Here is a 22,763-nt window from a genome sequence, read left to right on the forward strand (position 1 = left end):
AGCAGCTTGTCGTGGCGGGCCCCGCATCCCACGGCGGTCATGGACCGGTGCGCGGTAGGAGCCGCCGAGACGTCCCGTACGCCAAGCGCCGACCGGTGCGAACCGCCCGCGGTGGCACCGTCGACGGCCCCCTGCGGTCGTCTCAACCCACCTTCCCCACGCGCCGGGTGGCGCTGAATGTGCCGGCAGGGAGATGCTGGACGGTGGTGCCGTCGGGGAAGACGACGCGTGCGGTGGTGGCCGGTGGGACGTCGACCGTCACGATGAGTTCGTCGCCGACCGTCCGCCACTCGACGGCGATGGTTCCCTGCGGGGACTCGTGCGTGCCCCGGGCCCAGGGCACGCAGGGGTGCGGGACGGGCGCGACCTCGAAGGACTCCCAGGCGATCGACCCCGACGTCTGGCGCAGGCCCAGGGTGTGGGTGTGCAGGAAGCGGATCACCGCGCCTTTGCTGTAGTGGTTCAGGGACTCGTGGGCGGTGCCGGTGTCGTCGACGCCTTCCCAGTCCTCCCAGACGGTGGTCGCGCCGCGGTCGAGCATGTACCGCCACGACGGTGCGGTGCGCTGGAGGAGCAGCTCGTAGGCGACGTCTGCGTGGCCGGCGTCGGCGAGGACGGGGAGCAGGTCGCCGGTCGCGAGAAAACCGGTGCCGAGGTGGGTGCCGGCCGCGCGGATCAGCTCGACGAGGCGTGCGGCGGCGGCCTCGCGCAGTGCGCCGGGTACGAGTCCCAGGGACAGCGCGCGCACATAAGCGGCCTGGGTGTCGCCGGTGGTACGTCCGTCTGCGGAGAGGAACTCGGTGCGCCAGGCGTCGCGGATCCGCTCGGCGAGCACGGTGTAGCGGGCCGCGTCCTCGGCGCGGTCCAGGACCCGCGCGACGCGGGCCAGGGTCGCCGTCGAGCGGTACAGGAAGGCCGTGCCGATCTCGCCCTTGTCGGCTGTGAACCAGGCGACGGGGTTGTCCTTGACCGGGTCGATGGGGGTGCCGTCGGCAGCCTTCTCCTTCGGTTCGGTCCACTCGCCCCAGTGGAAGGTGCCGTCCCACACGTACTGCTCGTGCGGCAGCGGCTCGGCCGAGCGCTCGACGCGGGACTGGTGGCGGAGGGTGCGGGCGGCCGTCAACGTCCACTCCACCCAGCGGACCATCGCCGCCCAGTTCTCGGCGAGGACCTCCCGGTCGCCGTACGACTCGTACAGCTCCCACGGGACGGCGACGACGGCGTCTCCCCAGCCGGCCGAGCCCGTCATCATGGCGAACTGGTCGTCCAGGTGGTGCTTGATACGGCGTCCGTCGGGCGAGAAGTTGGCGATCCGCCCGTCGGGCAGCTGGTCGTCGCGGACCGAACGCAGCCACTTGCGGCTGAAGCCCAGGACGTCGTAGAGACGGGTGGCGGTGGGGGCGAAAACCTGGTAGTCGCCGGTCCAGGCGAGACGTTCACGGGTTGGGCAGTCGGTGGGCACGTCGACGGCGTTGCCGCGAAAACTCCACTCGGCTATCTCGTGGAGGCGGTTGAGATCGTCGTGGCCGCTCGCGAAGGTGCCGGTGCGGCGCAGGTCGGAATGAACGACCCGCATGACGAGGCTCGCCGGGTCGAGCGGGGCGCCGTCGCGGTGGAGACGGGCGTACCGGAAACCGTGCACGGTGTGGCGCGGCTCGAACGTCCCGCCATCGCCCCCCGAGACGACCTCGTCGCGCTGGACGAAGGGGATCGGGGCCTGGCCGGGGCGTACGGAGTCCAGGTGGGCGGTGGTCAGGTCGCCGCCGGGTCCGAGGTGCTCGCCGTGGTCGATGAGCGTGCGGGTGCCGGCTGGGCCGAGGTCGCCCAGGGCGATCCAGCCGGAGGCGTTCTGGCCGAAGTCGGCGATCCATACGCCGTCCGAGAGCTGTGCCACGGACTGTGCCGGGCGTGACTCGACCACGCGTACTGGCGGCGCCGGCGACCAGTCGACCGCGGGCGCTTCCACCTGGTCGACGAGAACGGGCCGTCCGGCACCGGGCCGCAGGCGGAAGTCGGTGGTCTGACCGGCCATGAGGTCGGCCCGGGTGATCGCCGATTCCTCGCTCGTCCACGTCCCGTCGGTGCGTACCACCTGGCGTGCGCCGTCCTCGTAGGTGATGTGCAGTTCGGCCCGCGCGCCGGTCACGGTGCCCCAGCCGGCCGGGAGCCGGAAGGCGCCCACCTGACCTCGGTACCAGCCGTCGGACAGCACGATCGCGAACCGGTTCTCGCCCGTCTCGACGGCTGCCGTGACATCGGCGGCCTGAGCGTAGAGCGTGCGGTCGTAGGAGGTGGACCCCGGCGAGAGTTCGGCGGTGCCGGCCCGTTCGCCGTTGACGTACGCCTCGTACACCCCGAGCGCCGTCGCGTACAGCCGCGCCGATCGCACCCCGGCCCCTGCCTCGAATCGCGTCGACAGGACGTACGCGGGCCGTCTGCCGTATCCGGGATCACTGGAATCGGGCGGACTGATCCAGCGCGCCCGCCAGTCGGCGGCGAGCAGACCGGACTCGAACGCGTGCCACCGCGACCAGGGCGAGTCGTCGCCGTTCGTGCCCAGCGCTCGGACCCGCCAGGCCACCTGCCGTCCGCTGTCCAGTGCCGCCCACGGCCAGGGGGCGAACCGGTGCCCGCCCTCGGCGGTGGTCACGGCGGGTCGCGCCTCGCCGTCGATGGTGCACTCCACCTCGTACGTCACCGGGCGTGCCGCGTCCGACGGTGGCTTCCACGAGAGCCGGGGCGTGGGCCCCGACACGGGGAAGGCGTCCCCGCCGCTGTCGATGCCCAGGTCGTACGGCGCGTTGCGCATGCTGTGCCTTCTCGGAACTCGGTGGAATGTGAGGCTTCTCGGGAGGCCGCCGAACGGGAGGCGGCGCTACCGGACCGACTTGATCTTGAGCTTGACGACGAGGCCACCGGCCAGTGCCAGGACCGCGCCGAGCAGGTAGAGCTGGGTGTAGTTCTTCTCACCGCCGCCGCTGACGCCGAGGGTGATGACAAGCGGGGCGATCAGCGGGGCGACGGCGCTGGGGATCTTCTGTGCGAAGCCGATGACCGCGAGGTAGCGGCCCGCCTCGGTTCGGTCCGGCAGGACGGCGAAGACGATCGCCTGGTCGACGGCGCTGAACACCGCGATGCCGAACTGCATCAGCACCGCGCCGACGACCAGTTGGGGCAGCGAGTGGGCGAACGCCTCGGTGACGGCCCCGGCGACGAACACCGTGGAGCCGATCAGGGCGAACAGCTTGCGCCGACCGAGCTTGTCGGAGAGGAAGCCGCCCCCGATGGCGCCGCCGGCCGCGGCCACCACGCCGATGGTTCCGATGACCGCCACGATTCCGGCGACCTCCTTGACCGGCAGGTCGAGCCGCTGCGCGAAGAAGAAGGTGCCGAAGGTGGTGCTGAGATACAGGCCCATGAAGAAGACGAAGCGGCCGAGCCAGTTCCAGCCGAAGTCCGGGTACCTGCGCGGGCTGAAGCCGTAGCCGGCGACCATGCTCCTCAGGGTCACGCCGCCGGTGCGCACGAGCGAGCGGGAATCGCCCTCGGGCTTGAACACCGGGAACAGCACCACCAGCGCACCGCCCAGGACGCCGGGTACGAGGAATACCAGGAACGGGCTGGAGGCGACCGTGTACGCCAGGCCGATGCCGATCACCGGGGCGATCTGGGTCATGACGCCGGTCAGCGCCGAGACCCGGCCGCGCTGTTCCTCGGGCACGCGGTCCGCCTGAACGTTCTGAATGGCCTGACCGGTCGTCGACCAGCCGACCATGCCGACCGCCCACGCCAGGCCCAGTAGAAGGACGGACGGAGCGAGCGCGACCCCGACGAGCGCGACGGTGCCGAGCAGAGTGCCGCCGATCATGAAGGGGGTCCGGCGGCCCAGACGGGAACGGGTCCGGTCGCTCCAGAGACCGATCAGCGGGCTGAGTACCAGGTAGACGAACTGGGCGGATCCAGTGACGTAACCGAGTTGTTCCTCGTGCCCGGGGGCGAGGTCCGCGATCCGCACGGCCAGCGAGTAGGAGAGGGGGACCATCAGGGCCAGGGAGCCGCCGAAACTGGCGATCATCAGCCAGAGCAGGTAGTTCCTGCCGACCTCCTGCATCGGCGGTGACTCTGTCGCTGGAACGGCGGGTGGCTGGGTGGGACTCCTGTCCGCCTTCTGCGGTGACGTTGTCGGACGGGGTACGACTGCCCTGGCGTCCCGGTCATCGTGAGGCATCAGGACTCCTTTGTCGCATGAGCGTGTGAGATCGCGGGATGTCGGTGTGTTGTGGGGACGGCGGTGCCGGGACCTGTTGTGGGGGAGGAGAACCGGCTGCTGCGAGGTCGCCGATCAAGTGCACGGGGATGCCGTGGTGTCCGCCGCGACCCCGGCAGTCCCCCGTGGCGCCCGTCAGGGTGCGCCGGCGGGGGACTGCCCGGGCCGCGGCGGACACCACGGGTCCGGTGCGGGTCCGGCATCACTTCGATGCCGCGGAACGTAAGGAGGAGAGCGGGGGCCCGGAGTGCCCTCGGCGTCAGTCGGCGGGGGTGGCGCCGGGCTTGCGGCCGTCCAGTCCGTGCCAGCGACCGCGCAGGGCGAACGCGGCCGACTTGGGTTTGCGTTCGCGGGTGAACACACCCTTTTTGTTGCCGTCGACGCGATGGATGCCGTGGCTGGTCTGGAAGTCGGCGAAGTTCCACACGTGCTCGCCGACGAACTCGGGTATGCGGTCGAAGACCCGGTGGTACATGGCGAGGAAGTCGTTCTGGTACTCCTCGCTCCATGGAGCGTCCCAGACGGAGTGCAGGCCGGGCTGGGTGTCGGCGCCGTACTCGGACATCATGACCGGTTTGCCGAAGCGCTGGACCCACCCGCGCAGGTCCTGCTCCAGGTACCCCTCGGCGGTCGCGAGGTCGCCCGTGAAGATGTACCAGCCGTAGTACCGGTTGATGCTCAGGACGTCGAAGAGGTCGCCGATCTGGTCGTTCTGCGGTGTCGCGAACATGACGGCGGCGTAGGTGAGGGGGCGGGTCGGATCGAGTTTGCGGGCCAGCTCGACCAACGGCTCGAAGTACTCGCGTGCGCCGTCCTCGTTGGACGCGGGCTCGTTGGCGAGGCACCACATCACCACGCTCGGGTGGTTCTTGTCCCGCTCGATCAACTCCCGCAGATGCTGGGCGTGTACGTCCTTCGTGGGCCCACCGAAGTTCTCCGGGGCGAAGGTGGGGGTGGGCGGAATGCCGGTGAGGCCGCCCTGGACTCCCAGGTTGAGGCCGACAGCGGCGGTCTCGTCGATGACGACGATGCCGTGACGGTCGGCGAAATCGAGCACCTCCTCGGCGTAGGGGTAGTGGGAGGTGCGGAAGGAGTTGGCGCCCGTCCAGTCCATGAGCTGGAAGTCGTGGACGAGGTAGGCGTCGTCGTGGCCCTTCCCTCGCACGGGAGTGTCCTCGTGCTTGCCGAAGCCGGTGAAGTAGAACGGCTCGCCGTTGATGAGGAACTCGGTGCCCCGCACCTCGACGGTACGGACGCCGAAGGACTGGGTGTAGCTGTCCACGGTCACGCCGTCGACTTCCGGCTCCACCACGAGGCCGTAGAGATAGGCCGCGCTCGGCTGCCAGAGGGTGACGTCCGCGATGTGCAGGACGCCCTCGGCGCCGTGTCCCTCGGCCACGGTCCGGCCGGCTTCGTCGACCGCGCGCACCCGCACGGCAGCCGTGTCGCCATGGGGGCCAGCGACTTGCACGCGGTAGCCGACGGTGCCGGTCGTGCCGTCCCGCCCGCTGACGACGGTGACATCGTCGACGAAGGTCTTCGGCGTGCTGTAGAGGCGGACCGGGCGTGCGATGCCCGCGTAGTTGTAGAAGTCGTGCAGATACGACTGACGTTCGCGGCCGTCGGGGCCGGTCGAGACGGTGCCGGGCGGGATGGTCACATTCGTCAGCCGGTTGTCGACGCCGACCGTCAGCCGGAACTCGTCGCCGGGTTCGACAACGCCGGTGAGGTCCGCCTCGAACGGTGTGTAGCCGCCGGTGTGCTCGGCCACGAGCCGCTCGTCCACGTAGACCTGCGCTGCGTGGGTCACGGAACCGAAGCGCAGGATCACGCGTTCGTCGGTCCAGCCGCGCGGCACACGTACGTCACGCTGGTACCAGACGACTCCGACGTGGTCACGGATCTCCGGGTCCACGAACAGGTCGTTGTAGCTGGCGGGCACCGGGACTTCGAGGGGTGGGACGAGCCGCGAGGCCCAGGGGGCGACGCCGGCCCGGGTGTCGAGAGCGAACCGCCACAGGCCGTCCAGGCCGACGACATCGCGGGTGGGGGTGGTACGGGGCGACAGCATGAGGTTCCTACCGGGTGTTCGGGGTGGTCGGGGCGGTCGTGGCGGCGCGCATCAGGCCGTTTCACCGGCGTCCGCGAGGAGCGTGCTGCCTGTCATGAAGGCCGAGAGGTCGCTGGCGCAGAACAGCACCACCCGGGCGATGTCGTCGGGCACGCCGAGCCTGCCGAGCGGACCGGGCCGCATCACGGACAGGAGTGCTTCGGAGTCCAGCGACACCCCGGCCGCGGCTGCTGCCTCCAGGTTCCCTTCCGTGGGCACGAACGTCGGTGCGACGCCCAGTACACGAATGCCGAACGGGGCGAATTCCAGGGCGAGTTGCCGGGTGAGGCCGCGGGCCGCGTGCTTGGAGGCGACATACGCGGCGAGACCGGGCGCCGTGCCCCGGAACCCGGCCGTGGAGACGACGTTGACGATGACACCGCCGTGTCCGGCCGCGCTCATTCGGCGTGCGGCCTCCCGTGAGCCGAGGAAGACCCCGCGAGTGTTCACGGCGAACACCCTGTCGAAGGCCTCGCCGGACATCTCCAGCGCGGGCGCGTCGGGGAAGACCCCGGCGTTGTTCACCCAGATGTCGACCCCGCCGAGTTCCCGGACCGCGAGGTCGGCCGCGGCCACGATGCTGTCGGGGTCGGTGACGTCCAGATGGGCGGCGAGGACGCGGCCAGGACCTCGGGCGCCGAGGTCCGCGGCGACGGCGGTGGTGAGCTCGTCCCGGATGTCCGCGACGAGCACGTCCGCTCCCGCTTCGGCCAGCCGCTCGGCGACGGCCCGACCGAGGCCTCGGCCCGCACCGGTCACGACGGCACGCCGCCCGGAGAGCGACACGAGTTCGGCCAGGGACTTGGACGAGACGTCGGGTACAGATGTCTGCACAGTGAATCCTCCGCGCGAAGACGTGGTCAGATCCGGCCGCGCCGGGCGGTCTCGCCCAGCCATGCCAGAGAGGGCTTGGGACGGCGCTCGAACGTCTCGCGGTCGACCGCGACCAGGCCGAACGTCGGTGCCCAGTGGCCCCACTCGTAGTTGTCGAGCAGGCTCCAGTGCAGGTAGCCGCGTACGTCCACGCCGTCGGCGATCGTCTTGCCGAGGTGCTCAAGGGCTTCGCCCGTGTAGGCGATACGGCGGGTGTCGTCGCCGATGGCGATGCCGTTCTCGGTGACCAGGATCGGCAGACCGTCGGTGACCTCGGCGGTGTGCCGTACCGCGATGCTCAGGGCGTCGGGCCGGTAGGCGGTGCCCACGAGCGTGTTGTCCGGGTGCGGCGGGTGGGGCTCGATGCCGTCCAGGTCGACCCACTGGCTGGAGTACGACTGCACGCCCACGAAATCGTCGCCGCGCGACCCGGCCAGGTAGAGGTCCTCCCAGACGTATTCCAGATCCCGCTTGTTGTTCTCCGCTCCGGGACGGGCCACGAAGGCGCGGTTGGCGACCGTCCAGCCGACTTTGGCGTCGGTCCGCTCGTGCAGTACCTTCCGCGCGGCCTGGTGTGCCTCGACGAGCCGTTCGCCGATCACCACGTCGGGGGCGGGCAGCGGCGGGCGCGGGCCCTCGTTGTCGACAGTGGGGCTCTGCCACTCCTCGGCGACCTGCGGGTTCTGGAAGGCCCGGGCCATGCCGACCATGATGGCCAGCATGTTCGGCTCGTTCATGGTGACGACCCACTCCACGCCTTCGAGGATCGGCGCGACCGTCTCGACATACGACCGGAACCGGTTCACCGCACGCTCGCCCAGCCAGCCACCTTCCTGCGCGAACCAGAGCGGACTGGTGAAGTGGTGCAGGGTGACGACCGGTGTCAGGCCGAGTTCGAAGGCCGTTTCGATCATGCGCCGGTAGTGGGCGAGTTCGGCGCGCGAGACCATGCCGGGGATCGGCTCGATCCGTGCCCACTCGATCCCGAAGCGGTAGGCGTTGAGCCCGGCGTCGGCCAGCAGACGCATGTCCTCGCGGTAGCGGTGGTAGCTGTCGCAGGCGTCGCCGCTGCGCTCCATGCCGGGGATGCGCCCCTCGTTCGCCCAGAAGTCGCTGTTGAGGTTGTTGCCTTCGATCTGGTGCGGTGCGGTGGAGGCTCCCCAGAGGAACCCGGGCGGGAATTCGGTCATCATCGACTGCTTTCCTGAGTGTCCGTGATGTGTGCGCCTCGCGGCGCTTGCGTCAAGATCCGGCGGTTCGGGCGTGGTCGGCGACGGACTCGATGCGGACCTTCACGCACGCGGTGGGTGACGAACGGGCCGAGCGCAGATCGCATGTGAGCGACGCGCGATGTCCAACCCCTACCGTGTGGTTAGTTTTCGTTGGGACGGTAGACCGGGATGACCAAAGGCGGGAAGCCTGCCGCTCGGCTTCGTGATCAGAACGTTATGTGGCGGTGTCTCGGCCGGTGGGGCAGCGGGTGCGCTGTCAGCAGGTCTGGCACCGGCAGCCCGCATGCGGAGGTTGCACCCCACGAGGGCCTACTGCGGCAATGCGGCGGGAAGGTTGCGTACTGCTTGGCGCTTGTGGCCGACAGGGGCGAGATCGGCCCGTGTTGCGGCAGCCCTTTGGTCGCCACGGGGCGCATCCGGAGTGCCGGTGGGGCGTGGCCTACCGCGCGGTGCCAAGCCCGAGGTGGCGTCGTCGGCAGCCGGATCGATGAATGGCGCCGGTCTGGTGGAGATGGATCGTTGGCTTCAGGGCGGGGTGGGGGGCAGGCCGCCCGTTCGATGGAGTTCGAGGGCGGCGGCAGCCCGCCGTGGCACGGCTTCGCGTGACCGTTCGGGCCGTGCTGGTCGCCGTCGGTTCCCGGTCGTCGAGGGCCGCCGTCGGCCTGGGCGGGGCGGACCGAAGCGGTGCGCATTCATCCGTGAGCGGCACCGCTCCGAAGGGGGCGGCGGCAGTTTCAGTCGTTGGCGCTGCCGTGGTCGAAGAGCAGTCGTACGAAGTCGGTGACGGGCCCGACGATGTCGAGCTCCTGGTCCAGCACCCACTGCAACTGGAGCCCGTTGAGCACGGCATGGAAGAGGACTGCCGCGCTCTCCGGGCTGACGTCTGCGCGCAGCCTGCTGCGAGCGGCCTCGTCGCGGAATCCGTCGGCGAACTGGGTGCGCCCGCGCTCGTAGCGCTCGAGGAAGTAGGCGTGGGCGGGATGATCCGGCCGAGAGGCCGCGGCGGCGAGCTCGATCCACAGGCGCATCAGTTCGGGCGCCTTCTGGTGGTGGTGGATGAGCTCGCCCAGGTAGGGGGCGAGCCGGCTCGGGCTGTCCACCGCCTCCAGGCCTTGCTGCCATTCCTCCGCGTCGCGGTCCGCGAGCACCTCGGCGAGCAGTTCGTCCTTGTTGCGGAAGTGGTGCAGGAGGCCGGCGTGGGTGATGCCCGCTCGTTCCGCGATGTCGCGCAGGGAGGCTTTGGCGTAGCCGTTCTCCGCGAAACTGTCACGTGCCGCTCGTACGATCTCCGCCTTGCGGGCTGGTGTCTTGGCGTACGGTCCACGCGCTTTGGCCTGGCCCACGGTGTGCTCACTCTCCTCGGCGAAGCCGGTCCGGGACGGTTCAACGCAGCAGCTAAGCCCTCAAAACTTACCACCGGTTGGGATTTGTCTTGCCCTCTTCACCTCGGGCGATGGACGTTCGGCGGATAACGCTCTGGTTACGAAGGCTGACCGCACTCTTCCCGTGCCTGTCGTGCGGAACCTAACGTCCAATCAGAAATTAACCGGATGGTAAGAGTTGGTGCCGTCGCTCCTCCGGGGTCGCCGGAGGCGGGCGTGCTCATGGGTGGTGGTGCGCGGAGCGGCGGCGTTCGGCGGTCGGCCTTACGGGCGCCGGCGTCCGGATGGGTCCACTAATCGAGCAGGGGAGCCGACGATGGCTCAACCGTCTCCGGGTTGTTCCGGTGCGGGGTCATGCCGCCGTGCCGTGCGGAGGGCGGCAACCCCACTGTCGGCAGGCGGAGTTGGCCGTCCGTTTCAGTCGTCGGTGGGGGAGCCCTCGTAATGCTGGAGGAACTGCTCCACGAACGCGAGGGCCTCCGCGTGCCGGGTCGTCATGCCCATCGTGTCCTCCATCATGATGATCCGGCCCAGCGCGTTCATCAGCATGAGCAGCACGGCCGGCGACACCTCGGGCGGCAGTTGTGCGCCGGTCTCCGCGAGGCGGCGGGTGAGTGCCTCCAACTGCGCCTCGCGGTAGCTCTCGGCGCGGGCGGCGAGTTCGGCGCGGATCGTCTTGCGGTGATTGGCCAGTGCGGTGAACTCCGTGGTCAGCGCGTTTCCCGGGTGGCTGGTGAGCTGCCACAGAGCGTGAAGCGGCTGCGGGCCGTCCAACCTGCGGGCCACCCGTTCCAACTCCTCGTCGCCGCGTCGCCGCAGCACGGCAAGGAACAGGTCGTCGAGCGTACGGAAGTAGTACAGCACCAGCGCCGGGGCGACTTCGGCCTCGCGAGCCACCCGGCGGACGCCGACGGAGGCGTATCCCTCCTTGAGCATCAGCCGCTCGGTGACGTCGAGAAGGACCTGGCGCGTCTTGGAGTTCTCGGTGCCCATACGGCGAGGCGCAGTCATGCGCCTCATTGTCGTCGACGTCGTCCTTGACGGTGCCGGGGCGCGGTGTTAAACAGTTGTTCAGCACTCGTGTTAAACACTCGTTCAACGCGTGAACGGAGGGCCGGGCCGATGGCGCGGACCACAGGCGAGGCGACACCGGACCACCGCTGCACGGGCACCCGCGCCCTGCGCGTCGAGGACGTCGTACGGCCCGGCATTCTGCACGTCTGCTTCGTGCGCAGCCCCGTGGCACGGGCCCGCATCACCGCGATCAACGTGTCGGCGGCACTCCAACTGGACCGTGTGCACGCTGTGTTCGGCGCACGGGACATCAACCCCGGCGTGCGGGAGCAGCGGTACACCCGGAACGGGCGCGACGACCCCGACACACTGCGCCCGCCGTCGGCCGAGGACGCGGCGGAACGGGTCGTCGTCGAGTACGACGAACTGCCTCCGGTCACCGACTACGCCAACGCCCTGGAGTTCGCCCACTCCGTCCACGCGTCCCGTCCCGGCGACCTGGTCGGTGAACGCACCGGACGCCTGATGGAGGACCTCGCGCCGGTCTTCGAAGCCGCGCCGCAGGTGGTCGGCGTGACCGTCCGTCAACAGGCGTACTGCCCGGTGCGGATGGGGACCTGGGGCATCGTCGCCGAATGGTCCGCACCCGCGGGGGAGATGGTGATCTGGGCGGCGACGCAGTCCCCGCACGAGGTCCGTTCCTTCCGCGCCCGGCTGCTCGGCGTCGACGAGCACCGGATACGCCTGGTGATGCGCGACACCGGTGGCGGGTTCGGGCAGAAGGTGCTGTCGCAGCGCGAGGACATGCGCGTGATACTCGCCGCCGCCGAGCTGTCCGCCGCGCTGGAGTGCAAGCCGGCCCCATTCGGGCGCGGCACCCTCGCCGAGGTCGCGGGCGCCCTCATCGGACGGTTCGCCGAGAACCTCGCTGCCGAACTCCCCGTACCCACCCCGGCTCCCGCTGCCGTACCCACCCCAACCCCCGTTGTCGCCGAACCCGCCGACCTCATCGACGCCGTCGGCGTGGGCGCCCTCGAACGCATCGCACCGGCGCCCACCGCGCTCGCCGTGCTGCTCCTCACGCTCCTCGTGCAGAGCCTCCTACACACCGACCGGTGACCAGGCCTCCCCGCCGCCGTCACCGCGACCAACTCAACGTCCCAGGAAAAGAGGTCACTCATGCCCGGACGAGTGGAAGGCAAGGTCGCCTTCATCACCGGTGCCGCCCGCGGCCAGGGCCGCAGCCATGCCGTACGGCTGGCGGAAGAGGGCGCCGACATCATCGCCGTCGACGTGTGCAAGCAGCTCGACGGCGTCACCTTCCCGATGTCGACCCCCGAAGATCTGGACGAGACGGTCAACCAGGTCCAGAAGCTGGGCCGCCGTATCCACGCCGTGCAGGCGGACGTCCGTGACCACGACGCCCTCAAGGCCGCCGTGGACGACGGCGTCGCCGAGTTCGGCCGCTTGGACATCGTGGCCGCCAACGCGGGTCTGGGCAGCGACGGTGCCACGCTCGACGTGATGGAGGAGAAGACCTGGCGCGACATGATCGACGTCAACCTGACGGGCGTCTGGCTGTCCGCCAAGGTCGCGATCCCGCACATCATCGCGGGCGGACGAGGCGGCTCCATCATCCTGACCAGCTCCGTCGGCGGCCTGAAGGGCTACGCCAACATCGGCCACTACATCGCCGCCAAACACGGCGTGGTGGGCCTGATGCGCACGCTGGCGGGCGAGTTGGGATCCCACAACATTCGCGTCAACACGCTGCACCCCACCCAGGTCAACACCCCGATGGTGATGCACGAGGGCACCTACCGCATGTTCCGCCCCGACCTGGAGAACCCCACCGCCGACGACTTCGCCGCGGTGTCGCAGAGCATGCACATGCTGCCCACGCCCTGGGTCGAGTCGCTGGACATCAGCAACGCCGTGCTCTTCCTCGCCTCCGACGAGTCCCGTTTCGTCACCGGCGTGACGCTGCCGATCGACGCCGGAGCCCTGCTCAAGTGAGCCGCACACCACAGGGAGGTGCGTCCGTGACCACTGCCGACACCATCTACTGGGACCCCTACGACCCGGCCCTCGCCCGCGACCCCTATCCCCTCTACGCGCGCATGCGCGAGGAGGCGCCGCTCTACCACAACGACCGGCACGACTTCTACGCCGTCAGCCGCCACGCCGATGTCCAGCGCGGTCTCGCCGACTGGCAGACCTACTCCTCGTCCCGCGGCGACATCCTTGAGATCATCCAGGCGGACATCGAACTCCCGCCCGGCACCCTCATCTTCGAGGACCCGCCCGTCCACGACATCCACCGCCGCCTGCTCGCCCGGGTGTTCACCCCTCGCCGTATCGCCACCCTGGAGCCGCGAGTGCGGGCGTTCTGCCGGCGCGCGCTCGAACCGGTCACCGGCGCCGAGCGGTTCGACCTCGTGGAGGCCGTCGGCGTCGAGATGCCGATGCGGGTGATCGGGATGCTCCTGGGCATCCCGGAGGCCGACCAGCCCGCCATCCGCGACCTGACCGACGAGACGCTGGGCACCGAGGGCGGCGGAAAGATCAACCACGAGGACATCCTCAGTACGGACGCCTTCAAGGAATACATCGAGTGGCGCAAGCAGCACCCCTCCGACGACCTCATGACCGAGCTGATGACGGCCGAGTTCGAGGACGAGAGGGGCGTCACCCGCACGCTCACCGTCGAGGAGGTCCTGACCTACTGCTCCGTGGTCGCCGGAGCCGGCAACGAGACGACGGGACGACTCATCGGCTGGTTCGGCGCCCTTATGGCCCGATACCCGGCGGCACGACGGGAGTTGGCGGCCGACCCGAGCCTCATCCCCAACGCCATCGAGGAGGTCCTGCGCTTCGAGCCCACCGGACCGTTCACCGGGCGCCACGTCACCAAGGACGTCGAGTTGTACGGCCGCACGGTGCCGGCCGGCAGCGCCATCCTCTTCATCCAGGCCGCCGCCAACCGCGACCCCCGGCGCTTCGAGGACCCGGACCGCTTCGACATCCACCGGGTCACCCAGCACATGAGCTTCGGTGTCGGCGCCCACTACTGCCTGGGCGCGGCCCTGGCCCGGCTGGAGGGCAGGATCGCGGCCGAGGAGATCCTCAAGCGGTTCCCCGGCTGGGACGTGGACTGGGACCACGCCGAGCTGGCGCAGACCTCGACCGTCCGCGGCTGGAAGACGCTGCCGCTGGTCATCGAAGGAGCCCGATGACGACCGAGGGGTGGAACGTCACCGTCGACACGCGGCTGTGCGTCCGCACCGGGCTGTGCGCCGCCTCCGCGCCCGAGCGGTTCGAGCTCGACGAGAACGGCCAGGGGCACGCGAGGTCCGCTGTCCTTCCGGCGTCCGAAGAGGTGCTGGAGGTGGCCGAGTCGTGCCCGATCGAGGCCATCGGCATCAGGGACGCGGACACAGGCGAGCGGGTCTTCCCGCCGTCGGGCGCCTGAACATTTCTTCAACTGACTGACTGCTAAGGCAGTTGACTTCACGCCACGACAAAACTAGATTCCTGTCATGCGGAAATGATGTTCTCGAATCTGCGCAACACTGCTCTCCAAGGAGTCTGGTGTCGTGGTTCAACCGTCCGTGAAGGAACAGATCGTCCTGGCCGCCGAGCGGCTCTTCGCCGAGCACGGCCTCGACGGGGTGTCTCTGCGCCAGATCAGCACGGCGGCCGGGAACGGCAACAACACGGCGGTGCAGTACCACTTCGGCACGAAGGAACACCTTGTCCAGGAGATCTTCGAGTACCGCCTGCCGGAGCTGAACGAACGGCGCGGGCTGCTGGTCGCGCGTCGGCGCCCGGACGATCTCAGATCATGGGTGGAGTGCCACCTCCTGCCCGTCCTGGAACAGGGCGAGCAGGAGGGCAGCCACTATCTGAGCTTTGTCGCGATGCTCCAGCAGTACGGCCGCCGGGACGTCTTCGAACGCCTTTCAGTCGAACTGAGCAGGCCCACCACCGACTTCGTCGAGCGGATCGGCACACTGCTGCCGCACATTCCCGAGCCGTTGCGCGGGCACCGCATCGCGCAGGCCCTGGCCTTCGGCGTGCACGCCGCGTCCGAACGCGAGCGCACCCGGACCCGCGGCGGGCACGTGCTGCCCTTCGCCGTCCACGTCGGCGACCTGCTGGACGGCCTGGTCGGCTTCCTCCAGGCCCCCGTGTCCCCGACGACCGCGTCCGTGCTCGGCGAGACGGGACCGAGTGAACCGGTCCTGCCGTTTCACCCCTGAACAGCCGCCCTTCCATCCGTGAGCGGAGGAACGACGCCGCGATGAGTATCGATCTGCACAACGCCGTGGCCGTGGTCACCGGCGCCGGCAGCGGGATCGGCCGCGCGGCCGCCCACGCCTTCGCCCGGCGCGGCGCACGTGTCGTGGTCACCGACCTCGTCGGCGAGCGGGCGCACACCGTCGCCAGTGAACTCGGCGCCCGGGGCATCGCCGCGGAATGCGACGTGACCAGCCTGGACGACCTGCGAGCGGTGCGGAAGCTGGCTCTCGACCGCTTCGGCCGCCTCGACCTGGTCATGAACAACGTCGGCATCCTGGCCGTCGGCCCCGTCGAGGACATCCCGCTGGACGCGTGGCAACGCGTCGTGGACGTCAACCTGTTGGGTGTCGTACGCAGCAACCTCGTGTTCCTGCCACACCTGTTGGAGCAGGGGTCGGGCCATGTCGTCAACACCGCTTCCACGGCAGGTCTGTTGCCCTACGGATTCGACCGCCTGCCGTACACCGCGACCAAGCACGCGGTCGTAGGCCTGTCCGAGGCGCTCGCGCTCTACCTGCGCCCACGCGGCATCGGCGTCTCCTGCCTGTGCCCGGCGGGCGTCGCCACCAACATCGTCGAGCAGATCAGCTTCTACGGGAAACCGGCACCGCCCCAAGGCCCCGACTTCCCCGTCCTGGACGCCGACTCGGTCGGTGAACTCGTCGCCGAGGGAGTCACCCACGACCGCTTCCTCATCCTCACCGCACCCCAGGCAGCCGACGAACTGCGCGAGCACGGTGCCGATGTCGACGCCTACCTGTCCCGTCTGACGAAGGACGCCTCATGAGCAGCACACTCGACAGGCTCCGCCTGGACGGCAAGGTCGCCGTCGTCACCGGCGGGGCCGGCGCCATCGGCCAGGTCTACGGCCGGGCACTGGCCGAGGCCGGCGCCTCCGTCGTCCTCGCGGACCTCGACGGCGAAGGCGCCGAGCGGGCCGCCGGGACGCTGGCCGCGGACGGCCTGCGCGCCCTCGGCGTGCGGGCCGACATCACCGACCGCGCCTCCGCCGCCGACATGGCCGCGAAGACCACCGCGGCCTTCGGCGGCATCGACATCCTGGTGAACAACGCCGCGTTGATGGCCGAGATCCCCCAGGTCGACATCCTGGACCTGCCCAACGACTGGTTCGACCGGGTCATGCGCGTCAACGTCCTCGGCGCCGTGATCTGCGCGGGCGCGGTCAAGGCCTCCATGGTCGAGCGCGGCGGCGGTCGCATCATCAACCAGGTCTCCGCAGGTGCCTTCATGGGCGGCGGCATCTACGGCGTCAGCAAACTCGCCCTGGTGAACATCACCGTCGGCCTCGCCCGCTCACTCGGCCCACTCGGCATCAACGTCAACGCCATCGCCCCGGGCCTGGTCGAGAACGAACCAGGCCTGCGCAGCCTCCCCGCCGACCACCCCGCACGCGCCGCCCTCACGGCCGCCATCCCGGGCAAGAAATCCGCGCCCGCCGAAGACCTGCTCGGCACATTGCTGCTGCTCGCCTCCCCGGCCGGCGAGTGGATCAACGGCCAGGCCATCAGCGTCGACGGCGGCTGGGTCACCCGGCTGTGACCGGCACCGGGACACGGGTCGGCTTCATCGGACTGGGCAGCCAGGGCGCGCCGATGGCCCGCCGCATCGCCAAGGAGCCGTTCCCCCTGACGCTGTGGGCGCGTCGCCGTACGTCCACGGACGCCTTCGCCGATACGGCCGCCACCGTGGCGGCCACACCGGCCGAACTGGGGGCAGCCAGCGACATCGTGTGCCTCTGCGTCGTCGCGGACGCGGACGTCGAGGACGTACTCCTGCGCCCCGACGGCGTACTGACCGGGATGGCTCCCGGCGGGATCGTCGCCCTCCACTCCACCATCCATCCCGACACCTGCCGGCGCGTCGCCGAGGAGGCCGCCGAGCGGCAGATCGCGGTGGTGGACGCGCCGGTCAGCGGCGGAGGCGCGGCAGCCGCCGAACGCAGACTCCTGGTCATGGCCGGCGGACAGGAGGCGGACGTCGCCCGCTGCCGTCCGGTGTTCGACACCTTCGCCGACCCGGTCATCCACCTCGGACCGCTGGGCAGCGGCCAACTCGCCAAGCTGCTCAACAACTTCGTGTTCACCGCCCAGGTCGGCCTGGCACTGGACACCTACTCCCTCGCCGACGGGCTCGGCATGGACCGCAGCGCGGTCGCACAGGTACTCGCGCATGGCACCGGCGGCAGCCGCGCCGCGGCCGTCCTCGCCGCTTCCGGCTTCAACGCCGACGGGCTGCGCCGGGCCCTGCCGCTGCTGCGCAAGGACGTCGGCCTCCTTCTAGACGTCGCCGACAGGGCCCGGGCTCCCCGGCCCCGGACGCTCGCGGACCTCACCGCGCACACCCTTTCGACGCTGGGCCGGAGTTCGGCGCCCTGACCACCTCCCCACCCGGACGACCCCAAGGCGGCACCGACATGACCACGTCCCTGTCCCACGACCTCGGCTCCACCGGCCCCCTCGTCGACGGCACCTGGCTCGACCGCACCTCCGTCGGCCAGGCGGACCACATCAACCCCGCGACCGCCCGCGCCAACGGCACCGTCCTGCTGAGCGGACCCCTGGAGGTCGACGCGGCCGTTTCCGCGGCGAAGAAGGCCTTCCCCGAGTGGCGGGCGATGTCCCCGGACCAGCGCCGCCGCATCCTCCAACGCGTGGAGGAACTCATGCTGGAGCGCGTGCCCGAACTCGCCCGGCTGAACACCCTCGAACTCGGCGTCCCCTTCCGTACGTCGGCGGGGCTGGCCCACCTGTCCGCAGGCTGGTTCGGCTACTACGCCGGCTGGGCCGACAAACTGGAGGGCGCCACCATCCCGCTCAGCCCGCGCATGGTGCCGGGCCTCGACTACACCGTCCCCGAGCCGTACGGCGTGATCGGCGTCATCCTCACCTGGAACGGCCCGATCATGTCGGTGGGCATGAAGATCGCCCCCGCGCTCGCCGCCGGGAACTGTGTCGTCGTCAAGTCACCCGACCTGGCCCCGTTCACCGTGGCCCGGTTCGCCGAGATCGCCCTGGAGGCCGGGCTGCCCCCGGGCGTGCTGCACGTCCTGCCCGGCGGACCGTCGGCCGGCGAGCGGCTGGTCAGCCATCCCGACATCGCGAAGATCTCCTTCACCGGTGGCATCCCCACCGCCAAGAAGGTCCTTGGCGCGGCACGCCACACCCTCACACCGGTTCTGCTCGAACTGGGCGGCAAGACAGCCGACATCGTCTTCCCCGACGCCGACCTCGACGAGGCCGTCGCCGAGACCGTCCGCTCCTGCTACACGCTCTCCGGCCAGGGCTGCAACCTCACGACCCGCATGCTGATCCACCGCGAGGTGTACGACAGAGTGGTCGCCGCAACCGGCGAGGCGGCCGCCGCGCTGCGCGTCGGAGACCCCTTCGACCAGGCAACCGCCCTCGGCCCGGTCGTCGGCAGGGCGGCCCACGAACGCATCCTGGGGATGATCGAACGCGCGGCCAAGGACAGCCGGTTGGTCGTCGGCGGCCACGCGACCGACTCCTCGACGCTGCCCCCTGACAACCGCGACGGCTACTTCATCGACCCGACGGTCCTCGCCGACGTCGACCCGCCCAGCGAGGTGGGCACGCACGAGGTCTTCGGCCCCGTGCTGTCCCTGATCCCCTTCGAGAGCGAGGACGAGGCGGTCGAGCTGGCCAACTCCACCCCCTACGGCCTCGGAAGCGTCGTGCACACCCACGACGTGTCCAGGGTCCAACGCCTCGTCCCGCAGCTTCAGTCGGGCACCGTGCTCGTCAACGGCGCCTCGGGCCAGCCGCCGGGCGCCCCCTTCGGCGGCTACAAGCAGAGCGGCTACGGCCGCGAAGGCGGCAAGGAGGGCCTCTACGAGTTCCTCCAGACCAAGAACGTCTTCATCCGCGCATGAGCAGGCGCCCCACCCCCGTCCCAGGAGGCCTCATGGACGACACCCCGGCGGTCCGCACGCTGGCAGAAGTTCTACCCACCCATGAACCACCCTCGCCGGCCACGCCGTTCGGCCGCGCCGCACGTGACTTCCTCTACGGGGAGGTCTGGTCGCGCCCCGGACTGAGCCGCCGGGACCGCCGCTGGGTCACGCTGACATGTGTGGCGGCCGCCGACTCCCCGCAGCCCATCGAGGACCACGTCCACGCGGCGCTCGCGAGCGGTGACATCGGCCTGGACGCCATGCTGGAGCTCGTCCTGCACTTCGCGGTGTACTGCGGCTGGCCCAAGGCGTCCCACCTGGAGGGGGCCATCGCCCGCCAGTGGGACCGCATCCACCGTGAACGCGGCGAACAGGCCCCGCCCTGGCCGCAGTTGACCAACGACACGCTCGGTCCCGGCGCGTGGGACGAGCGACTCAAGCGCGGCGTCGAGGAGTTCATCGACGTCAACCTCACACCCGCACCGCCCGCGAACTCGCCGTACCGACACGCCGGCATCCTGGGCTTCGTCTTCGGGCACGTCTGGCAGCGCCCCGGACTGACCCGGCGCGAACGCCGGATCATCACCGTCGCCAGCGTCGCCCTCGACGACTCGCCCGTCCCCTTGCAGACGCACGTCAGGGCCGCGCTCCACTCCGGCGACCTCACCAAGGAGGAGATGGACGAGATCGTGCTGCAGTTCGCCGCGTACTACGGCTTCGCGAAGGGGGAGGCCCTGGCGGACGCGGTCGAGAAGGCGTGGGCGACCATGCCCGGCTGACCAGCCGAGGCGCCACCCGCCGTCCGATCGGCGCAGTCACGGACCTGCCTACGGCTGGGGCCTGTTGGTGTTCGGATACCGATCGTCATTCCGGCTGTTCTCGCGACGTGTGGTCCAGTCCACCAGTGCAGGGAATCTTCGACGGCGGCCTTGCCCTGCTTGGTGATTCTGCCGCTTGCGATTCTGATCGGCAGGCTCCCATTGTGGGTCGCCGAGGTCCCCATGGCGCCATCGTGCCTGCGGCGGGCTGCGACGCGGGCGCCGACTCGACGGCCATGCCTCCTGGCCATGTGCGGGGCAGCCCATGACGATGTCCCAGACCCTCTCCCCCCTGCTCGTTCGGGGTGCATGCGTGCGGTCAGGTCGTGATCATCCAGCCGTCGGCCCGGTGGGCTGGCAGCGCTGCCGATGTGAGGAGCGTTCACATATGGCCCACCACTCGTCAAGAACCGCGTACGCGCTTGTGCGTAGCGGCGAGCGGGGCGCTCAGCGGTCTACCGGGGTGTCGAGCAGGTAGCGGACGACCGCGGACTGAAGGTGGCTGCGCAACTCGCTCCAGGGCAGTGGCCGCTCGGACTCAAGGAATTCGCCCTGGGTGATGCGGTGCGCGATCGCGGCGTAGACCAGGCGGAAGGCGAAGTCCAGCGCGGCCTCCGGGTCCGGATGTGCGACGGGTGTGTGGCGCAGTGCGTCGGCGAAGTGGCGGTTGCCCTCGATGCTGACGCGGGAGCCCTCGGCGCGCACCGCTTCGTGCCCGGTGCCGAGCAGCAGGAAGACGCGCAGCAGGGCCTCGTGCGCCTGGAAGGCGTCGGTGAGCGCGCCGACGGCCTCGGCGATTGTCACGGCCGGATCGTGCAGGAGAGGCAACCGCTCCACGGACATCCGCTGCGTGATCTCGGCCTGGAGGTTCTCGGTGAAGGAGTGCTGGATGGCCAGCAGAAGCCCTTCCTTGTCACCGAACCGGCGGTAGATGCTGCCCACCGCCATGCCGGCCCGCTCGGCGACAGCGGCCACGGTGAGCGCGTCCACGCCGCCCTCCTCCAGCAGCGCGTACCCGGCCTCAAGGATGTCCTGCTGTGAACGGCGGCTGCGTTCCTGGACGGCGGCGGGCCTGTCGGTCGTGGACTCGGTCACTCGCGCATCTTATCGACCGGGCTCTTGACGTTCGTGTCGCTGGTATGTGAATCTCGACTCACATTAAATGTGAACTCTGATTCACATGCGGATCTCGGCATACGCGGTCGAGTCCCGCGCCTCTCCTTCTCACCTCACTCCTCGCAACGGCGCGGGAGTGTTCCCGGAGGTGTCTCATGGCTCCCCTCTTTGACGTCGCGGTCGTCGGCTACGGACCGACCGGCCTCACCGCCGCGTCCCTGCTCGGCCGACTCGGCCACCGGGTGGTGGTCTGCGAGCGCTGGCCCGGTCTGTACGGGCTGCCCAGACTGACCCACATCGACGACGAGACGGCCCGGACCGTCCAGGCAGCCGGCGACGTGGACGAGGCGCTGCGCGACTCGTCGCTGTGCCAGTACGTGTGGCTCAACGGCAAGGGCGAGACCCTTGTACGCATCCCCGCCAACCCCCAGGGCCCGATGGGCTATCCGGACCACATCTCCATGTACCAGCCGGACGTGGAGAGCGCGATCGACAAGCGGCTGCGCGGCTACGGCACCGTCGACGTCCGTCAAGGCTGGGCGGTCACCGGCCTGCACCAGGACGCCGACGCCGTCACGCTGCGCCTGCGCGGCTGGAACAGCGACGGAGCCTGTGCGGACGGACCGCACGACGATGTCCGGGCCCGCTATGTCATCGCCGCGGACGGCAGCCGCAGCGGGATCCGCGAACTGCTCGGCGTGGAGCGCCAGGGCCTCGGCTTCAACGAGCCCTGGGTCAACATCGACACCGAGTGGCTGCGTCCCCAGCCCCCGGAGTTCGCCTACGGCACTCAGTACTGCGACCCCGAGCGCGGGCACATGACCATCAACATCGGCACCACCCGCCAGCGCTTCGAGTTCGCCCTGCTGCCCGGCGAGAGCCGTGAGGAGATGACCACCCCGGAGACCGCTTGGCGGCTCCTGCGCGAATACCACGACCTGGGCCCGGACGACATACGGATCACCCGTCAGCTGGTCTACGGCTTCGAGGCGCGCATCGCCACCCGCTGGCGCACCGGCCGCGTCTTCCTCACGGGCCACGCCGCCCACACCATGCCTCCCTACCTAGGCCAGGGCGCGTGCAGCGGCCTGCGCGACGCCACCAACCTCGCCTGGAAGCTGCACCTCGTGCTCGGCGGCCGTGCGTCCGACGCCCTGCTGGACACCTACGAGAGCGAGCGCCGGCCACACGTCACCGCCATCACGCACGCGGCGATCGGCCTCGGCAAGGTCGCCAACACGCACGACGCGGAGGCCGCGGCCGCCCGGGACGCGGCGTTCTTCGCGGGCAAGGTGCCTCCGCCGCCCCCGTTCCCGCCCCTTACCCATGGAGTGCTGCGCCAGGGAACGGACGCACCGGTCGGCACCCTCACCCCGCAGGGCCGCATCCGTCTGGCCGACGGGCGCACCGGACGGTTCGACGACCTGACCGGATACGGCTTCACCCTGGTCGCCGCCGAGGACCCCGCCACTGCCCTCGGCCCCGAGCGGCTCGTCCGGCTGGAGCGCCTGGGCTGCGCCGTGGTCGCCCTCGACACGGTCGACGACCTCGACGGCCGGCACCGGGAGTACCTCCAACTGCTCGGGGCCGTCGCCTACTTGGCGCGCCCCGACTTCGTGCTGTTCGGTACGGCGACCGACCGCACGGACCTCGCCTCGCTGGTCGACGATCTCGACGCCGCGCTCTCCGGAACGGTCGGAGCCGCCGTATGACGACCG

Annotated in this window: 19 protein-coding genes; 11 read left to right on the forward strand and 8 right to left on the reverse strand. The window is 70.1% G+C overall.

Annotation, left to right across the window (positions count from 1 at the left end):
• Nucleotides 1–142: 142 nt before the first annotated feature.
• The 7 genes from OO69_RS27595 to OO69_RS27625 form a co-directional block, all read right to left on the reverse strand.
• Nucleotides 143–2,809: a family 78 glycoside hydrolase catalytic domain gene (locus OO69_RS27595; RefSeq protein WP_033283514.1), complete on the reverse strand. Its 2,667-nt coding sequence runs from the start codon at nt 2,807–2,809 to the stop codon at nt 143–145.
• 66 nt (nt 2,810–2,875) lie between these two features.
• The gene (locus OO69_RS27600; RefSeq protein WP_234444544.1) at nt 2,876–4,111 is read right to left on the reverse strand and encodes an MFS transporter; all 1,236 of its coding nucleotides are present in this window, start codon (nt 4,109–4,111) and stop codon (nt 2,876–2,878) included.
• Between the two features lie 415 nt (nt 4,112–4,526).
• Nucleotides 4,527–6,338, reverse strand: coding sequence for a beta-glucuronidase (uidA, locus tag OO69_RS27605; protein ID WP_033283516.1), 1,812 nt, complete (start codon nt 6,336–6,338; stop codon nt 4,527–4,529).
• Nucleotides 6,339–6,389: 51 nt separating this feature from the next.
• On the reverse strand, nt 6,390–7,211 hold the full coding sequence (locus OO69_RS27610) for an SDR family NAD(P)-dependent oxidoreductase (RefSeq protein ID WP_033283517.1): 822 nt from the start codon (nt 7,209–7,211) through the stop codon (nt 6,390–6,392).
• Between the two features lie 26 nt (nt 7,212–7,237).
• A complete protein-coding gene (locus OO69_RS27615; protein WP_033283607.1) occupies nt 7,238–8,440 on the reverse strand; it encodes a glycoside hydrolase family 1 protein in 1,203 nt (400 codons plus the stop codon).
• Nucleotides 8,441–9,216: 776 nt separating this feature from the next.
• Complete coding sequence (locus OO69_RS27620) at nt 9,217–9,825, reverse strand: TetR/AcrR family transcriptional regulator (protein WP_033283518.1); 609 nt, start codon at nt 9,823–9,825, stop codon at nt 9,217–9,219.
• A gap of 456 nt (nt 9,826–10,281) precedes the next feature.
• On the reverse strand, nt 10,282–10,875 hold the full coding sequence (locus OO69_RS27625; protein ID WP_033283519.1) for a TetR/AcrR family transcriptional regulator: 594 nt from the start codon (nt 10,873–10,875) through the stop codon (nt 10,282–10,284).
• Between the two features lie 111 nt (nt 10,876–10,986).
• On the opposite strand from OO69_RS27625, the gene OO69_RS48915 reads away from it, so the two are divergent.
• The 10 genes from OO69_RS48915 (at nt 10,987) to OO69_RS27675 (ending at nt 19,890) form a co-directional block, all read left to right on the forward strand.
• Nucleotides 10,987–11,997 carry a molybdopterin cofactor-binding domain-containing protein gene (locus tag OO69_RS48915; RefSeq protein WP_051801226.1) on the forward strand — a complete coding sequence of 337 codons (1,011 nt, stop codon included), beginning with the start codon at nt 10,987–10,989 and terminating at the stop codon, nt 11,995–11,997.
• Nucleotides 11,998–12,057: 60 nt separating this feature from the next.
• A complete protein-coding gene (locus tag OO69_RS27635; RefSeq protein ID WP_033283520.1) occupies nt 12,058–12,894 on the forward strand; it encodes a mycofactocin-coupled SDR family oxidoreductase in 837 nt (278 codons plus the stop codon).
• Nucleotides 12,895–12,920: 26 nt separating this feature from the next.
• Nucleotides 12,921–14,114: a cytochrome P450 gene (locus OO69_RS27640; protein ID WP_033283521.1), complete on the forward strand. Its 1,194-nt coding sequence runs from the start codon at nt 12,921–12,923 to the stop codon at nt 14,112–14,114.
• Nucleotides 14,111–14,350: a ferredoxin gene (locus OO69_RS27645; RefSeq protein ID WP_033283522.1), complete on the forward strand. Its 240-nt coding sequence runs from the start codon at nt 14,111–14,113 to the stop codon at nt 14,348–14,350. Before OO69_RS27640 ends, OO69_RS27645 begins: the two co-directional genes overlap by 4 nt.
• Before the next feature lie 124 nt (nt 14,351–14,474).
• Nucleotides 14,475–15,140, forward strand: coding sequence for a TetR/AcrR family transcriptional regulator (locus OO69_RS27650; RefSeq protein WP_033283523.1), 666 nt, complete (start codon nt 14,475–14,477; stop codon nt 15,138–15,140).
• A 41-nt stretch (nt 15,141–15,181) separates the two neighbouring features.
• On the forward strand, nt 15,182–15,967 hold the full coding sequence (locus OO69_RS27655) for an SDR family oxidoreductase (RefSeq protein WP_033283524.1): 786 nt from the start codon (nt 15,182–15,184) through the stop codon (nt 15,965–15,967).
• Complete coding sequence (locus OO69_RS27660) at nt 15,964–16,740, forward strand: SDR family oxidoreductase (RefSeq protein WP_033283525.1); 777 nt, start codon at nt 15,964–15,966, stop codon at nt 16,738–16,740. Before OO69_RS27655 ends, OO69_RS27660 begins: the two co-directional genes overlap by 4 nt.
• Entirely contained in the window at nt 16,737–17,576 is an 840-nt protein-coding gene (locus OO69_RS27665) for an NAD(P)-dependent oxidoreductase (protein ID WP_033283526.1), read from the forward strand. Before OO69_RS27660 ends, OO69_RS27665 begins: the two co-directional genes overlap by 4 nt.
• Before the next feature lie 38 nt (nt 17,577–17,614).
• Nucleotides 17,615–19,090, forward strand: coding sequence for an aldehyde dehydrogenase family protein (locus OO69_RS27670; protein WP_033283527.1), 1,476 nt, complete (start codon nt 17,615–17,617; stop codon nt 19,088–19,090).
• 32 nt (nt 19,091–19,122) lie between these two features.
• Nucleotides 19,123–19,890 (forward strand): carboxymuconolactone decarboxylase family protein, encoded by a 768-nt coding sequence (locus OO69_RS27675; RefSeq protein ID WP_051801227.1) that lies wholly within the window; start codon nt 19,123–19,125, stop codon nt 19,888–19,890.
• A gap of 486 nt (nt 19,891–20,376) precedes the next feature.
• On the opposite strand, the gene OO69_RS27680 is transcribed toward OO69_RS27675, so the two are convergent.
• The gene (locus tag OO69_RS27680) at nt 20,377–21,024 is read right to left on the reverse strand and encodes a TetR/AcrR family transcriptional regulator (protein ID WP_033283528.1); all 648 of its coding nucleotides are present in this window, start codon (nt 21,022–21,024) and stop codon (nt 20,377–20,379) included.
• Between the two features lie 176 nt (nt 21,025–21,200).
• Between OO69_RS27680 and OO69_RS27685 the strand changes: the two genes are divergently transcribed.
• Nucleotides 21,201–22,757 carry a bifunctional 3-(3-hydroxy-phenyl)propionate/3-hydroxycinnamic acid hydroxylase gene (locus tag OO69_RS27685; protein ID WP_033283529.1) on the forward strand — a complete coding sequence of 519 codons (1,557 nt, stop codon included), beginning with the start codon at nt 21,201–21,203 and terminating at the stop codon, nt 22,755–22,757.
• Nucleotides 22,758–22,763: the final 6 nt, after the last annotated feature.

Origin of the sequence: Streptomyces sp. NRRL F-525 (genome assembly GCF_000716605.1) — a bacterium.
Taxonomy (GTDB): Bacteria; Actinomycetota; Actinomycetes; order Streptomycetales; family Streptomycetaceae; genus Streptomyces.